A 14423-nucleotide genomic window follows, 5' to 3' on the forward strand; every position below is an offset into this window, starting at 1 on the left:
GCGGCTACCCCAGCACCTTCCCGTAGGTCTGCCGGCCCATCAGATAGGTCGCCTCGACCGCGACGTCGCGCAGGTCGGTCGGGGCGACCCGCCGTGGATTCTGCGAGAGCACCACCAGATCGGCGTACTTGCCCTGCTCGAGGCTGCCGATCTCGGTGTCCAGCCGCAGCTGCCAGGCAGCGTTCAACGTCTGCGCCCTAAGCGCCGCGTCGACACTGATGCGCTGCTCGGGGGCCAGCACCCGGCCGCTGCCCTTGGCGAACCGGTTCACCGCGGTGGCGATGTTGCCGATCGGGTCGGGCGGGGTGACGGTGCCGTCGTTGTGGAACGAGGCGCGCAGCCCGGCGTCGAAAGCCGAGCGCGCCGACATCCAGTGCGCCCCGTGATCGGCCCCGAACAGCTTGTCCACCAAGACATCTCCCCAAAAATAGATGTGCTCGATGAACAGGCTCGGGGTGACACCCAGGCGAGCCGCGCGGGCGAACTGATCGGGCCGCATGGCGCCGACATGTTCGAGCCGGGGCCGCAGCGCCGGCGGCACCTGCGCCTGTTCGAAGGCGTCCAGCACGACGTCGATCGCGGCGTCACCGTGCACATGGCAGGAGACCTGCCAGCGCTGCTCGATGAAAGCCCTCGCCAGCTGCTGGATCTGCTCGGGCGGGTAATTCATGCCGCCGCGGTGGTCGGGGCCCAGCCCCATGCGCGCCGTGGTGGCGTTGGTCAGGTACGGGAACGTGGTGAAGATGTTGCCCTGCCACGGCGATCCGTCCGCCCAGATCTTCATCCCGATCTTGTCGAACAGCACGTCCGCGCCGGCCCGCTTGCCGCGCACATTGTTCGAATCCTCGGCAAGCTCGGCCGTCCCGATCTCGTAGGCACGCACGCGCACCGGGCAGTCGGACTGCTGGGCCAGCTTGGCGAACACCTCGGATTGCGAACGCGCATCGTAGGAATGCTCGGTGGCGGTCGCGATACCCGCGCGGGCCAGCTGGGCGTAGGCCCAGCGCAGGTTGTCGCCGGCATTGGCCATGATCGCACCGGAGAACGGCGCGGTCAGCGCCATCAGCGCCGCCGCCTCGCGCACCTCGCCGCTCAGCTGCCCGTCGGGGCTGTGCAGATACTGCGCCCCGGCCGGGTTGGGGGTGGTCTTGGTGATCCCGGCGGCGGCGAACGCGGCGGTGTTGGCGTAGCCGGCGTGGCCGCTGTTGGTGATGATGACGACGGGGTTGTGCGGGGCCAGCCGGTCCAGCTCGGTGCGGGTGAACGGTCTCAGCCCGGTCTGCAGCAGCGGATCCACCCCGTTGAGCAGGATCGGCTGGCCCTTGGGGGTGTCGGCTACGGCCTCGTTGAGCTTTTCGAACACGCCGCCGGCGGTCGAGACCGTGAACGGCCGCACATCGATGGCCGGCGGGGCCAAGGTGGTGCCCATCTCGAATGGGTGGCCGTGCGGTTCCACGAATGCCGGCAACAACGCCCGCCCGCGCAGGTCGACGACCTTGGTCTCCGACCCTCGCAGCCCCAGCACCTCATCGGCCGTACCGACCTTGCTGATCCGCGCTCCGGTAACCGCGAGTGCCTCGGCCTCAGGACGCCCCGGCGCCACTGTCACCACCGGACCGCCGATGAAGATGGTGTCGGCGCCCGGGCCGCGCGATCCGCATCCCGCGAGCCCGCCGACTGCCGTGCCGGCCGCCGCAGCGGCCATCCCCGCCAGGAACCGTCGCCTGCTCGTCGTCACCGTGTGTCTGTTCTTCCTCAGTCGCAGTCGACCGCCGCCGCCCACGGCCTTACGCGGTTCACGCGACGAGTATGGCAGCGACCCGCCTGCTTCCACCGACCAGCCACCTGGGGGCGGCATCAGGTCAGGTCGTCGTGGTCACCGCGCGCCCACGCGGCGTGCCGGTCCGCCGAGAACCGGACCGCGGCGGCGCCGTCGGTGTCGATAGCGTTGTCCACCAGCCCGTAAATGCGGTCGAAGCGCAGGTCTGCCAGGGTGTCGGCCATCCGGTGCGCCACCGCCGCCGACAACGGAATCCGGTTCGGATAGCTGCGCAGGAAGGCCACGGTGCGCCGGTCCGGGTTCGGGAAGATGGTGTCGCCGACCAGCAGCACGCCGCGCCCGTCGGCGCCGTCGTCCCAGCAGGCCACCGCACTGCCGGGAAAGTGGCCGCCGACCTGCACCACCGCCAGCGTCGGCGTGAGCTGCAACCGGCCCGACCAGTAACTGATCACCGGGTCCGGTCGCATCACCCACTGCGCGTCGGCGGCGTTGACGTACACCGGCACCCCACCGAGCCGGCGGCTCCACTGGACCTGCGCGCCGAACATGTGCGGATGGCTCGCGACGATTCCGGCGACCGGGCCGCGCTCGGTCACCGCGGCCACCGCGGCATCGTCGAGGAAACCCGAGGGATCCCACAGCACGTTTCCGCCCGCCGTGCACACCAGCTTGCCCAGCTGGCCGATACCGACCGGCGGGGTGCTGCCGATCGCGATCAGCCCGGGTTCCAGGGTGGTAACGGTGGATCGCACACCCTCGGCGGCCAGCTCCTCGAGCGTGGCCCACTGCTGACCCGCCGCCGGCACCCACTGCCGCTCGTCGGCGCAGATCGCGCAGACATCCGGCGTGGCATCGTGCTCGACGCCGCATGTCCGGCACAGCCAGAACACGCGGCCGGCTCCGCTTTAGACCGTGAAGCCGACGGCGCGCATCATCTCGCGGCCCTCGTCGGTGATCTTGTCCGGTCCCCAGGCCGGCTCCCACACCCAGGACAGGTCGAGCTTTTTGACCAGGCCCGCGCCGACGGTCGCGTTCTCGACCTGCTCGGCGATCATGTCCTGCAGCGGGCAGGCCGGCGAGGTGAGCGTCATGGTCACCACGGCGGCTGACCCGTCCTCATCCTGGCGGATCGACAGGTCATAGACCAGTCCCAGGTCCATGACGTTGATGCCGATCTCGGGGTCGATGACATCGTGCATCGACTCTTCGACCTCGGCGAGCAGCTCCTCGGGTGCGGTTTCGCTCATTGCTTCATCTCCTGGGTTGTCACACTGACGGATGCCAGCGCGTGTTCTTCCGTATTCGTAAGCGCCTGCGCCAGCGCGTCTTTGAACGCCATCCAGCCCAGCAGCGCGCACTTGACCCGCGCCGGGTACTTAGCCACCCCGGCGAACGCGACGCCGTCGCCGAGCACGTCCTCGTCGCCCGCCACGGTCCCCCGCGACGAGATCATCTCGTGGAACGCGTCGAACTTCGTCAACGCTTGGGGCACAGTCAATCCGATCACCTCGGAAGCCAGCACCGAGGTGGCCGCCTGCGAGATCGAGCAGCCCTGGCCGTCATAGGAGATGTCGGCGATCTGCTCACCGCCGGCCGACAGCGCCACCCGCAGCGTCAACTCGTCACCGCAGGTCGGGTTGACGTGGTGCACCTCGGCTCCGTACGGCTCCCGCAGACCGCGGTGCTGCGGGTGCTTGTAGTGATCGAGGATCACTTCCTGATAGAACTGCTCCAGACGCATCCGGTCACGCTCCGCCGAAGAATTTCACGGCCCGGCGGATTCCCGCCAGCAGTCGCTCGACCTCGTCGTGGGTGTTGTACACCGCGAACGACGCCCGGGCGGTGGCCGCCACATTGAACTTGCGGTGCAACGGCATGGCGCAGTGGTGGCCCACCCGCACCGCGACACCGTCGTCGTCGAGCACCTGCCCGACATCGTGGGCGTGCACGCCGTCGATCACGAACGAGACGGGCGACCCGCGGTCGGTCATCGTCGTCGGCCCGACGATGCGCACCCCGTCGATTTCAGCGAGGCCGTCGAGGGTGGCGGCCACCAGCTCGTGCTCGTGAGCCTCCACCACGTCCATCCCGATCGCGTCCAGGTAGCGCGCGGCCGCGGCCAGCCCGACCACCTGCGAGGTCATCGGCGTACCGGCCTCGAAACGTTGCGGCGGCGGCGCGTAAGTGCTAACCGACATCGTCACGGTCTCGATCATCGATCCGCCGGTGAGGAACGGCGGCAGCGCCGCCAGCAGCTCGCGGCGGCCGTAGAGCACCCCGATGCCGGTGGGGCCCAGCATCTTGTGACCCGAGAACGCCGCGAAATCGACACCGAGTCCATGCAGGTCGACCGGCTGGTGCGGCACCGACTGGCAGGCGTCCAACACGGTCAGCGCGCCGACGGCCTTGGCCCGCGACACCAGTTCGGCGACCGGCGCCAGCGCGCCGGTCACATTCGATTGATGGGTGAACGCAACGACTTTCACCCGCTCATCGAGCTTGAGCGAATCCAGGTCGATACGGCCGTCGGGCGTCACCTCGTACCACTGCAACGTCGCACCGGTGCGCCGCGCCAGCTCCTGCCACGGAATCAGGTTGGCGTGGTGCTCCAGCTCGGTGGTGACGATGACGTCGCCCGGGCCGACCGCGTTCTCCAAGCGGTCGTCGCCGAGCGCATACGACACCAGGTTCAGCGATTCGGTGGCGTTCTTGGTCAACACCAACTCGTCGGGGTCGGCGCCGACGAAACGCGCGATAGCCGACCGGCCGTCCTCGTAGGCGTCGGTGGCCTCTTCCATCAGCTGATGCGCCCCGCGGTGCACCGCGCCGTTGGAGTTCAGCAGAAACTCCCGCTCGGCGTCGAGCACCTGCAGCGGACGTTGCGAGGTGGCCCCGGAATCCAGATAGGCCAGCCGGCTTCCGCCGCGCATGACCCGATTCAGGATCGGGAAATCCGCCCGAATCGCGTCCAGACCCGGCGGCGCCGGACGGCTGACCGAAAGTGTCATATGTCAGGACTCCGCCACTGCCGCCTCGGCGGTGAACCGCTCGTAGCCGTTCTCTTCCAGCTCGTCGGCGAGCTCCGGTCCGCCCGACTCGACGATCCGCCCACCGGCGAAGACGTGCACGAACTGCGGCGCGATGTAACGCAGGATCCGGGTGTAGTGCGTGATCAGCAGGATGCCGGCGTTCTCCGCCTCTTTGAAGCGGTTCACCCCTTCGCTGACCGCGCGCAGCGCATCGACGTCCAGGCCGGAGTCGGTCTCGTCGAGGATCGCGATCTTGGGCTTGAGCATGCTCAGCTGCAGAATCTCGTGGCGCTTCTTCTCACCGCCGGAGAAACCCTCGTTGACGTTGCGCTCGGCGAAGCCGGAGTCGATACCCAACTCGGTGAACGCCGCGCGCTGCTCCTTGATCCAGGCCCGCAGCTTCGGGGCCTCGCCGCGCACGGCGGTCACCGCGGTGCGCAGGAAGTTCGACATCGAGACCCCGGGCACCTCGACCGGATACTGCATGGCCAGGAAGAGACCCGCCCGGGCCCGTTCGTCGACGGTCATGTCCAGCACGTTCTGACCGTCGAGGGTGATCGACCCCGACGTCACGGTGTACTTGGGGTGACCGGCGATCGCATACGACAGGGTGGACTTGCCGGATCCGTTCGGCCCCATCAGGGCGTGCGTCTCACCGGAGTTCACCGTCAGGTCGACTCCGTGCAGGATCGGGATCGCGGCCGTGACCTCATCCCCGACGCCGCCCGGCGCCACACTCACGTGCAGGTCCTTGATTTCCAGTGTGCTCATTGCTGATTCGTGTCCTTAACTGATGCTTTCGGGTTTATTTGTTCTCGGTGACCGCGAGCTCCCGCTCGACGGCATCGGTGAGGCGCTCCTGCACGAACGGCACCGGGATCCTGGAGATGATCTCCCCGAAGAAGCCCCGCACGATCAGGCGCCGGGCCTGATCCTCCGGGATGCCGCGGGCCTGCAGGTAGAACAGCTGCAGGTCGTCGAACCGCCCGGTCGCGCTGGCGTGGCCGGCTTGGATGATCTCCCCGGTCTCGATCTCCAGGTTGGGGATCGAATCCGCCCGGGCACCGTCGGCCAGCACCAGGTTGCGGTTCACCTCGAAGGTGTCGGTGCCCACGCCGGCCGCGCGGATCACCACGTCCCCGACCCAGACGGTGTGGGCGTCCGGCAGTGCCGAATTCGGTTCGCCCTGCAGGGCGCCCTTGTAGAGCACGTTGGAGCGGCAGTTGGGCCGGCTGTGGTCGACCAGCAGCCGCGACTCCAGGTGCTGACCGTCGTCGGCGAAGTACAGGCCGAGCAGCTCGGCGTCACCGCCCTGCCCGTCGAAGCGGACCCGCCCGGTGAGCCGCACCAGCTCGCCGCCCAGCTGGACGGCGGTGTGGCGCAGCACCGCATCCTTGCCCAGTGCCGCGTGATGCATGGTGACGTGAACCATGTCCGCGGCGGCGTCGGCGATCCACACGACGGTCAGCTGCGCACTGTTGCCGACAACGAATTCGACGTTGTCGGCGTAGGTTCCGCTGCCCCGCACGTCGATCACGACGGTGGCCTGTGACAGTTCCTCGGCGCGCACCTGCAGATGGCCGTAGGCGGTCGCGTCCGGACCCGGCCCGGTGATGGTGATCTGGATGGGCTCCGCGACGGCAACCGCTTTGGGCACGGTGACCACCGTTGCCTCGGGGAAGGCCGAGAATGCCTGGGCGGCAACCCGATCCGCGGGAACACCGGCGGCGCCCAGCCGATCGTCGCCGCGCTGCACGGTCTCGGTCCGCACCGCCGCGTCGGCCGACACCTCGATGGAGGGGGCCCCGTCGGCGACCGCCGAGCCGTCGTGCAGGCCGCGCAGCCGGCGCAGCGGAGTGAACCGCCACGCCTCGTCGCGGCCGTGCGGAACCTCGAATGCCGCCACGTCGAACGAGGTGAACTGCTCTCCCTTGTTGAGGCCTTCGGCCGCCTCGGTCAGGTTGGCAGCCGGGTTTGGACTCAAACCAGTCGAAGCCACTAGCCCACCGAGCCTTCCATCTGCAGCTGGATCAGCTTGTTGAGCTCCAGCGCGTATTCCATCGGCAGTTCCTTGGCGATCGGCTCGACGAAGCCGCGCACCACCATCGCCATTGCCTCGTCCTCGGAGATTCCCCGGCTCATCAGGTAGAACAACTGGTTCTCGCTGACCTTGGACACGGTGGCCTCGTGGCCGACGGTGACGTCGTCCTCACGGATGTCGACGTAGGGATAGGTGTCGCTGCGGCTGACGTCGTCGACCAGCAGCGCATCGCACTTCACGCTGGACTTCGACCCGTGCGCGCCCTTGTGGATCTCGACCAGCCCCCGGTAGGAGGACCGGCCGCCGCTGCGCGCCACCGACTTCGAGACGATGTTGCTCGACGTGTTCGGCGCCAGGTGCAGCATCTTGGCCCCGGTGTCCTGATGCTGGTCCTCGCCGGCGAATGCCACCGAGAGCACCTCGCCCTTGGCGTGCTCGCCGGTCATCCACACCGCCGGGTACTTCATGGTGACCTTGGAGCCGATGTTGCCGTCGACCCATTCCATGGTGGCGCCCTCTTCGGCGCGGGCCCGCTTGGTGACCAGGTTGTAGACGTTGATCGACCAGTTCTGGATGGTGGTGTAGCGGCAGCGGCCGCGCGGCTTGACGACGATCTCCACCACCGCCGAGTGCAGCGAGTCGCTCGAGTACACCGGGGCGGTGCAGCCTTCGATGTAGTGCACGTAGGCGTCTTCGTCGACGATGATCAGGGTGCGCTCGAACTGGCCCATGTTCTCGGTGTTGATCCGGAAGTAGGCCTGCAGCGGGATGTCGACGTGCACACCCTTGGGCACGTAGATGAACGATCCGCCGCTCCATACCGCGGTGTTCAGCGCCGAGAACTTGTTGTCTCCGGCCGGAATCACGGTGGCGAAGTACTCCCGGAACAGCTCCTCGTGCTCTTTGAGCGCGGTGTCGGTGTCCAGAAAGACCACGCCCTGGGCTTCGAGGTCCTCGCGAATCTTGTGGTAGACCACCTCGGACTCGTACTGGGCCGCCACCCCACCGATGTAGCGCTGCTTCTCGGCCTCCGGGATGCCCAGCCGGTCATAGGTGTTGCGGATGTCCTCGGGCAGGTCCTCCCAGGTCTGGGCCTGCTTCTCGGTGGACCGGACGAAGTACTTGATGTTGTCGAAGTCGATGCCGGACAGATCCGACCCCCAGTTGGGCATCGGCTTCTTCATGAACGTCCGGTAGGCGCGCAGCCGGGCCTCGAGCATCCACTCCGGCTCGTTCTTCTTCGCCGAGATGTCGCGCACGACGTCCTCGGAGATGCCACGCTGGGCGACGGCACCGGCGGCGTCACTGTCCGCCCAACCGTATTCGTAGCTGCCCAGCGACGCGATGGTCTCGTCCTGGGTGCTCGGCTCGACCGCTGCTGCGGTGGCTTCCGGTGTGAGTGTCATGGTGACGCTCCTTCAGTGCTCGTGATGGCTTCGGCGCAGGCGGTGCGCCGAAGGTCGATCGGTGCTACTAGTGCTGTTTTTCGGCGGTCCCCGCCTTGCCGGCTTTGGCGGTCTTGCCGGCCCGGACGGACTTGGCGCTCTTGTTGATCAGCGGTACGTGGGTGGTGCAGACGTAGCCGCCGTCGGCGATGGTCGCCAGCCGCTGCACGTGAGTGCCCAGCACTTCGGCCATCGCCTGCCGCTCGGCCCGGCACAGTTCCGGGAACTCCTTGGCGACATTGGCCACCGGGCAATGGTGCTGCAGGATCTGCACCCCCGGCACACCGCCCTCCACCCGCGCGGTGGAGGCGGCGAAGCCCGCCTCGGTCAGCGCCGGGGCGATCCGGTCGGCGGTGACCTCCAGATCCTCGTCGGCGTCGGTGTCAGCACCGGCGGCAACCTCGGCGACCTCGGACAGGATGGTGTCGATGCGCTGGCGGGCGAAGGCGACCACCGCGTCCTCGCCGCCGATCTCGCGCAGCTGACGCATCGCGGCCACCGCGAGGTCGTCGTAGCGGTGGCCGAGCTTGCCTCGGCCGGCGGCGGTGAGCTGGAACCGCTTGGCCGGACGCCCGCGTCCCACTTGCTGCCAGGACGCCGGCGCGTGCGCCTCGGCGTCACCCATCTCGATCAGGGCATCGAGGTGGCGCCGCACCCCGGCGGCCGACAGCCCCAACCGGGCGCCGATCTCACCGGCGGTGATCGACCCGGACTCCATCAGCAGACGCACCACGGCCTGGCGGGTGCGGCCCTCGGGTGAATCATGGCTACCGGTGAGGTCCGCCGCCGGCTGAGGCGCAGGCAATACCGCACCGCCGGGACGGTGCCCGGCGGATTCGGTGGCGGCCTTCGCCTCAGCTTTGAATTTCACAACACCAGTGTGACGCAATTCGGCGGCCGGGTCCAGAAAGGGTTACCTCAGTTCGGCCGGAATCGGCCGTTGCGCTGGTCACACCCGCTGTTATCGGACGGGCCCGAGGATCTCGGAGACGGGCCGTTACGCTGCTGGGATGGCAGCCCGCCGGCACTCGCTGAGCACGTCGATCGCGCATTTGCACGGCGACGAGCGCACCGTCGGCACCCCCCTCAACGCCGCGGAACTGGTCGCGCTGCGGCGCACTCGCCTGTTCGGCGCGGCCGGCACCGTGCTGATGGCGATCGGTGCGCTGGGAGCCGGCGCGCGCCCGGTGATCCAAGACCCAACCTTCGGGGTACGGCTGTTGAACCTGCCGTCGCGGCTGCAGACGGTGGCGCTGACCATGACCACCACCGGGGCGGTGATGATGGCGCTGGCCTGGCTGATGCTGGGCCGGTTCGCCTTCAGCGGACGGCGCCGGATGTCGCGCAGCCAGCTCGACCGCACGCTGCTGCTGTGGATGCTGCCGCTGCTGGTCGCGCCACCGATGTACAGCAAGGACGTGTACTCCTACCTGGCGCAGAGTCAGATCTCCCGGCTGGGACTGGACCCCTACCGGGTGGGCCCGGCGCCGGCCCTGGGGCTCGACCACGTGTTCACCCTGTCGGTGCCCAGCCTGTGGCGGGAGACACCGGCTCCCTACGGGCCGCTGTTCTTGTGGATCGGCCGCGGAATCTCCGCGCTGACCGGGGAGAACATCGTCACCGCGGTGTTGTGCCACCGGGTCGTGGTGCTGCTCGGTGTCGGGTTGATCGTGTGGGCGGTGCCGCGTCTGGCCGCACGCTGCGGAGTGGCCGAGGTCAGCGCCCTGTGGCTGGGCGCGGCCAATCCGCTGCTGCTGATGCACCTGGTCGCCGGTATCCACAACGAAGCGTTGATGCTCGGCCTGATGCTGACCGGCACGGAGTTCGCCCTGCGTGGGGTCACCGTGGCCAAACCCCTGCTGCCGGGTCTGCGCCGGCCGCCGCGAGAGTGGGTGCCGCTGGCCGAGTTGATCCTCGGCGCGGTGCTGATCGCGCTGTCGTCGCAGGTCAAGCTGCCGTCGCTGCTGGCGCTCGGGTTCGTGGCGATGGCCCTGGGCTGGCGCTGGGGCGGCGACGTGCGGGCGTTCGTGCTCGCCGGGGCCGGGAGCAGCGCGCTGGCGGTGGCGGTGATGGGCCTGGTCGGCTGGGCCAGTGGGCTGGGCTTCGGCTGGGTGTTCACCCTGGGCACCGCCAACGTGGTCCGCAGCTGGATGTCACCGCCGACCCTGCTTGCACTGGGCACCGGTCAGGTCGGGATCCTGCTGGGCCTGGGCGACCACACCACCGCGGTGTTGTCACTGACGCGTGGCATCGGTGTGCTGATCATCGCGGTGATGGTGATCTGGCTGCTGCTGGTGGTGTTCCAGGGCCGGCTGCACCCGGTCGGTGGGCTCGGCGTCGCACTGGGCATCACGGTGCTGCTGTTCCCGGTGGTGCAGCCGTGGTATCTGCTGTGGGCAATCATCCCGCTCGCCGCCTGGGCGACCCGCCCCGGCTTCCGGATCGCGGTGATCGCGGTGACGCTGGTGGTCGGCATCTTCGGCCCGACCGCCAACGGCGACCGCTTCGCGCTGTTCCAGATCGTCGACGCCACCCTGGCCAGCGCTGTCGTGGTGCTGGCGCTGTTCCTGCTGACCTACCGGCATCTGCCGTGGCGGGAGTTGCCGGACGAGCCCGGTGGTTCAGCGAGGCGCGACGGAGGAGATGCGAAGCTGGAACCGTCGCATGGATCCGGCCGCGCCGGCGATGCGCCGACGCCGGGACAGACCCCGCGCTCCGCCACCGTCGCCGACGCTTACGCTGATTCCCCGTGAGCTCAGCTGTCGCGGTGCGGTTGCGCGGAGTGCGCAAGCGTTACGGGGCCGGTCCAGCAGCGACCGAGGCGGTCGCCGGCCTTGATCTCGAGGTGCACACCGCCGAAATCTTCGCGCTTCTCGGCCCCAACGGCGCCGGCAAGACGACGACGGTCGAGATGTGCGAGGGCTTCGTACGCCCGGACGCCGGCAGCATCGAGGTGCTCGGGCTGGACCCGGTCGCCGACAACGCCCGGCTGCGGGAACGCATCGGGGTGATGCTGCAGGGCGGCGGCGGCTACCCGGCGGCCCGCGCCGGCGAGATGCTCAACCTGGTCGCGTCCTACTCGGCGAACCCGCTGGACCCGCAGTGGCTGCTGGAAACTCTCGGCCTCACCGACGCCGCCCGCACCACCTACCGCAGGCTCTCGGGCGGCCAGCAGCAGCGGCTTGCCCTGGCCTGCGCCCTGGTCGGGCGCCCCGAGCTGGTGTTCCTCGACGAGCCGACCGCCGGCATGGACGCCCACGCGCGCCTGCTGGTGTGGGAGCTGATCGACGCCCTGCGCCGCGACGGCGTGACCGTGGTGTTGACCACCCACCATCTTCGGGAGGCCGAGGAGCTCGCCGACCGGCTGTTGATCATCGACCACGGCGCGGCGGTCGCCGCCGGGACGCCGCAGGAGTTGACCCGCAGCGGCGCCCAGGGTCAGGTGCGGTTCACCGCCCCGCCGCGCCTGGACCTGTCGTTGCTGCTCACCGCGTTGCCGGAGGGCTACCGAGCCAGCGAGGTGCAACCCGGCGAATACCTCGTCGAAGGGCGGGTCGACCCGCAGGTGCTGGCCACGGTGACCGCCTGGTGCGCCCGCCTCGACGTGCTGGCCACCCAACTGCGGGTGGAGCAGCGCAGCCTGGAGGACGTGTTCTTGGAGCTGACAGGACGGGAGCTACGCGCATGACCACCTCGTTCCCGCCCGGAACCTTCACCCCCGACCCGCGGCCGGCCAGCGTGCCGGCCATGCTGGCCGCCCAGTACCGGCTGGAGCTGACCCTGCTGCTGCGCAACGGCGAGCAGCTGCTGTTGACCATGTTCATCCCGATCACCTTGCTGATCGGGATGTCGCTGCTGCCGCTGGGCCCGTTCGGCGAGGGCCACGCCCAGCGCGCCAGCACCCTGCTGCCGGTGATCATGTCGCTGGCCGTGATCGCCACCGCCTTCACCGGCCAGGCGATCGCGGTGGCATTCGACCGCCGCTACGGCGCACTGAAACGCCTGGGCGCCACCGCACTGCCGGTGTGGGGCGTCATCACCGGCAAATCACTGTCGGTGGCGACGGTGGTGCTGCTGCAGTCGGTGCTGCTCGGGCTGATCGGCGTCGCGCTGGGCTGGCGGCCGACGCTGATCGGGCTGGGCCTGGGGGCGGTGGTCATCGCGCTGGGCACGGCGTGCTTCGCGGCGTTGGGCCTGCTGCTCGGCGGCAGCCTGCGGGCCGAGATCGTGCTGGCCGTGGCCAACCTGCTGTGGTTCGTCTTCGGCGGGTTCTCGGCGCTGACGGTGGAGACCGACCTGGTCGCCGACCCCATCCGGTGGCTCGCCCGGCTCACTCCGTCGGGGGCGCTCACCGAGGCGCTGGCGCAGGCCCTGACCGTCTCGTTCGACTGGTTCGGCATCGCGGTGGTGGCGGTGTGGGGGCTGCTGGCCGGCGTCGGCGCGCTGCGCTGGTTCCGGTTCAGCTGAGCCGCCCACGCCCGAGCTACTACATGGTGTAGTTCCCGATCCTCTACGATCAGCCCGTGCGACGCTTCCTGATGCGCCTGGTGGACCTGCTGCCGGACCCGAGCCTGCGCACCCAGCGACTGCTGGCCGCCGCTGTCGTCTTCACTCAGGGCTTCATCTCTGTCACCGGTGTGATCGTCCGCGTCACCGCCTCCGGGCTCGGTTGCCCGACCTGGCCGCAGTGCTTCCCGGGCAGTTACGTCCCGGTGGCGGTCTCCGAGGTACCGCGAATCCATCAGGCCATCGAGTTCGGCAACCGGATGGTGACCTTCGCGGTGGTCATCACCTCGGCGCTGGCGGTGCTGGCGCTGATCCGGGCGCGGCGGCGGCGCGAAGTGCTGGTCTACGCCTGGTTGATGCCGGGCTCCACGGTGCTGCAGGCCGTGATCGGCGGTATCACGGTGCGCACCGGGCTGGCGTGGTGGACGGTGGCCGTGCACCTGCTGGTCTCGATGCTGATGGTCTGGCTGGCGGTGCTGCTGTTTGTGAAGGTCGGCGAACCCGACGATGCGGTGGTGCGCCAGCGGGTGCCGGCGCCGCTACGCACTTTGACGGGGCTGTGCGCCATCACGCTGGCCACGGTACTGGTGACCGGCACCCTGGTGACCGGCGCCGGACCGCACGCCGGCGACAAGAGCGCTACCCGCACGGTGGCCCGGCTCAAGGTCGAGGTGGCCACGCTGGCCCACCTGCACGAGTCCCTGCTGATCGCGTTCCTGGGGCTGCTGGTGGGCCTGGCGTTCGGGCTGGTCGCGGTGGGGGCGGCCAAGCCGGTGACCCGCCGGCTTGCCGTGGTCATCGCCCTGACCTTCGCGCAGGGGCTGATCGGCGTCGTCCAATACTTCACCGGGGTGCCCGCAGTGCTGGTCATCCTGCACGTGGCGGGCGCCGTGCTGGTCACCGGCGCCAGCGCAGCCCTATGGGCGTCGCTGCGCGAGCGGACCGAGCCCGAGCCGCTCTAACGCCGCGGAGACCTCGACGGCGAACCGGCGCTGCGCCAGCTCACCTTCGCCGGCCTGGAGTTCGCTGAATCCCAGTTGCGGCGCAACGAGATCCAGGCTGACCAGCCGAGCGTCGGCGGCGGTTCCCGAGATATCGGCGCGCGCGTAGAGCAACTCCTCGATGCGGATGCTCAAGCGTTCGGCAGCCGCGCGCAGGGCGGCGCGGCCGACATCCCACAGCTCGAAGTCCGGGTCGGGCCCGGCAGCGCCGAATGCGTGCGACCGGCCGGCGCCGAAGAACACCAGCGCGGTGTGGCCCGTCCCGCCGGACGCGGTGGGCACCCCGTCGCATTGCAGGTCGGCCAGGTAGCGCGGGTCGGCGTTCCACGCGACCACTTCCGGCGGGTTCAGCAGGTGGCGCACCCGCGTGGTCCAGGCCGCGAACTCGGTGCGCCGGTCCGGGTCGCCGCCGGCCGAACGCAGGATCACCAGGTCGGCCTCGAGGGTTTCCGGGTCATCCCACGGCAGGAGGCGGGACTGCAGCCCCCGGTGCCGCAGCGCGGCGAGCAGGCCGGCGTCGTCGGGGGACTCCTGGTGCCGGCGGCGCGGATCGCCCGCCAACACGATGCGCGGGTGGAAGATATCGGGCCGGGCCAGCTTCATGCAGACCTCACATTCGGA

14 protein-coding genes are annotated in these 14423 nt (G+C 69.4%); 4 read left to right on the forward strand and 10 right to left on the reverse strand.

The annotated features are described in order from the left end of the window. Positions 1–4: 4 nt before the first annotated feature. The 9 genes from A5771_RS03865 to A5771_RS03905 form a co-directional block, all read right to left on the reverse strand. Entirely contained in the window at positions 5–1738 is a 1734-nt protein-coding gene (locus tag A5771_RS03865) for an amidohydrolase (RefSeq protein ID WP_064853873.1), read from the reverse strand. 119 nt (positions 1739–1857) lie between these two features. After that, positions 1858–2670, reverse strand: coding sequence for an MBL fold metallo-hydrolase (locus tag A5771_RS03870; protein ID WP_064853874.1), 813 nt, complete (start codon positions 2668–2670; stop codon positions 1858–1860). A 15-nt stretch (positions 2671–2685) separates the two neighbouring features. Next, positions 2686–3027 carry a metal-sulfur cluster assembly factor gene (locus A5771_RS03875; protein ID WP_064853875.1) on the reverse strand — a complete coding sequence of 114 codons (342 nt, stop codon included), beginning with the start codon at positions 3025–3027 and terminating at the stop codon, positions 2686–2688. Further along, a complete protein-coding gene (gene sufU / locus A5771_RS03880; RefSeq protein ID WP_064853876.1) occupies positions 3024–3521 on the reverse strand; it encodes a Fe-S cluster assembly sulfur transfer protein SufU in 498 nt (165 codons plus the stop codon). The genes A5771_RS03875 and sufU overlap by 4 nt, the downstream gene beginning before the upstream one ends. Positions 3522–3525: 4 nt before the next feature. Beyond that, complete coding sequence (locus tag A5771_RS03885) at positions 3526–4788, reverse strand: cysteine desulfurase (RefSeq protein WP_064853877.1); 1263 nt, start codon at positions 4786–4788, stop codon at positions 3526–3528. 3 nt (positions 4789–4791) lie between these two features. Beyond that, positions 4792–5580: a Fe-S cluster assembly ATPase SufC gene (gene sufC, locus A5771_RS03890; protein ID WP_064853878.1), complete on the reverse strand. Its 789-nt coding sequence runs from the start codon at positions 5578–5580 to the stop codon at positions 4792–4794. Between the two features lie 34 nt (positions 5581–5614). Beyond that, positions 5615–6808 (reverse strand): Fe-S cluster assembly protein SufD, encoded by a 1194-nt coding sequence (sufD, locus tag A5771_RS03895; RefSeq protein ID WP_082947044.1) that lies wholly within the window; start codon positions 6806–6808, stop codon positions 5615–5617. Then, positions 6808–8256, reverse strand: a complete 1449-nt coding sequence (gene sufB, locus A5771_RS03900; RefSeq protein ID WP_064853880.1) for a Fe-S cluster assembly protein SufB — start codon at positions 8254–8256, stop codon at positions 6808–6810. The genes sufD and sufB overlap by 1 nt, the downstream gene beginning before the upstream one ends. A 67-nt stretch (positions 8257–8323) precedes the next feature. Continuing rightward, a complete protein-coding gene (locus A5771_RS03905; protein WP_064853955.1) occupies positions 8324–9100 on the reverse strand; it encodes a helix-turn-helix transcriptional regulator in 777 nt (258 codons plus the stop codon). Positions 9101–9305: 205 nt separating this feature from the next. Here A5771_RS03905 and mptB point away from each other — a divergent pair, with 205 nt between their 5' ends. From mptB to A5771_RS03925, 4 genes are all read left to right on the forward strand, one after another. Next, positions 9306–11048 carry a polyprenol phosphomannose-dependent alpha 1,6 mannosyltransferase MptB gene (gene mptB / locus A5771_RS03910; RefSeq protein WP_064853881.1) on the forward strand — a complete coding sequence of 581 codons (1743 nt, stop codon included), beginning with the start codon at positions 9306–9308 and terminating at the stop codon, positions 11046–11048. Then, entirely contained in the window at positions 11045–11983 is a 939-nt protein-coding gene (locus A5771_RS03915; RefSeq protein WP_109401012.1) for an ABC transporter ATP-binding protein, read from the forward strand. Before mptB ends, A5771_RS03915 begins: the two co-directional genes overlap by 4 nt. Next, positions 11980–12762, forward strand: coding sequence for an ABC transporter permease (locus A5771_RS03920; protein ID WP_064853882.1), 783 nt, complete (start codon positions 11980–11982; stop codon positions 12760–12762). Before A5771_RS03915 ends, A5771_RS03920 begins: the two co-directional genes overlap by 4 nt. Before the next feature lie 71 nt (positions 12763–12833). Next, the gene (locus A5771_RS03925) at positions 12834–13763 is read left to right on the forward strand and encodes a COX15/CtaA family protein (RefSeq protein WP_064853883.1); all 930 of its coding nucleotides are present in this window, start codon (positions 12834–12836) and stop codon (positions 13761–13763) included. On the opposite strand, the gene A5771_RS03930 is transcribed toward A5771_RS03925, so the two are convergent. After that, complete coding sequence (locus A5771_RS03930) at positions 13719–14405, reverse strand: hypothetical protein (RefSeq protein ID WP_064853957.1); 687 nt, start codon at positions 14403–14405, stop codon at positions 13719–13721. The genes A5771_RS03925 and A5771_RS03930 overlap by 45 nt on opposite strands. Positions 14406–14423 lie beyond the last annotated feature (18 nt).

It is taken from the genome of Mycolicibacter sinensis (assembly GCF_001667375.1).
Lineage (GTDB): Bacteria > Actinomycetota > Actinomycetes > Mycobacteriales > Mycobacteriaceae > Mycobacterium > Mycobacterium sinense_A.

Coding starts and splice junctions, on each gene's coding strand:
- A5771_RS03875 (WP_064853875.1), bottom strand. CDS start 3,027: ATGAGCGAAACCGCACCCGAGGAGCTGCTCGCCGAGGTCGAAGAGTCG.
- sufU (WP_064853876.1), bottom strand. CDS start 3,521: ATGCGTCTGGAGCAGTTCTATCAGGAAGTGATCCTCGATCACTACAAG.
- A5771_RS03885 (WP_064853877.1), bottom strand. CDS start 4,788: ATGACACTTTCGGTCAGCCGTCCGGCGCCGCCGGGTCTGGACGCGATT.
- sufC (WP_064853878.1), bottom strand. CDS start 5,580: ATGAGCACACTGGAAATCAAGGACCTGCACGTGAGTGTGGCGCCGGGC.
- sufB (WP_064853880.1), bottom strand. CDS start 8,256: ATGACACTCACACCGGAAGCCACCGCAGCAGCGGTCGAGCCGAGCACC.
- mptB (WP_064853881.1), top strand. CDS start 9,306: ATGGCAGCCCGCCGGCACTCGCTGAGCACGTCGATCGCGCATTTGCAC.
- A5771_RS03920 (WP_064853882.1), top strand. CDS start 11,980: ATGACCACCTCGTTCCCGCCCGGAACCTTCACCCCCGACCCGCGGCCG.
- A5771_RS03925 (WP_064853883.1), top strand. CDS start 12,834: ATGCGCCTGGTGGACCTGCTGCCGGACCCGAGCCTGCGCACCCAGCGA.
- A5771_RS03930 (WP_064853957.1), bottom strand. CDS start 14,405: ATGAAGCTGGCCCGGCCCGATATCTTCCACCCGCGCATCGTGTTGGCG.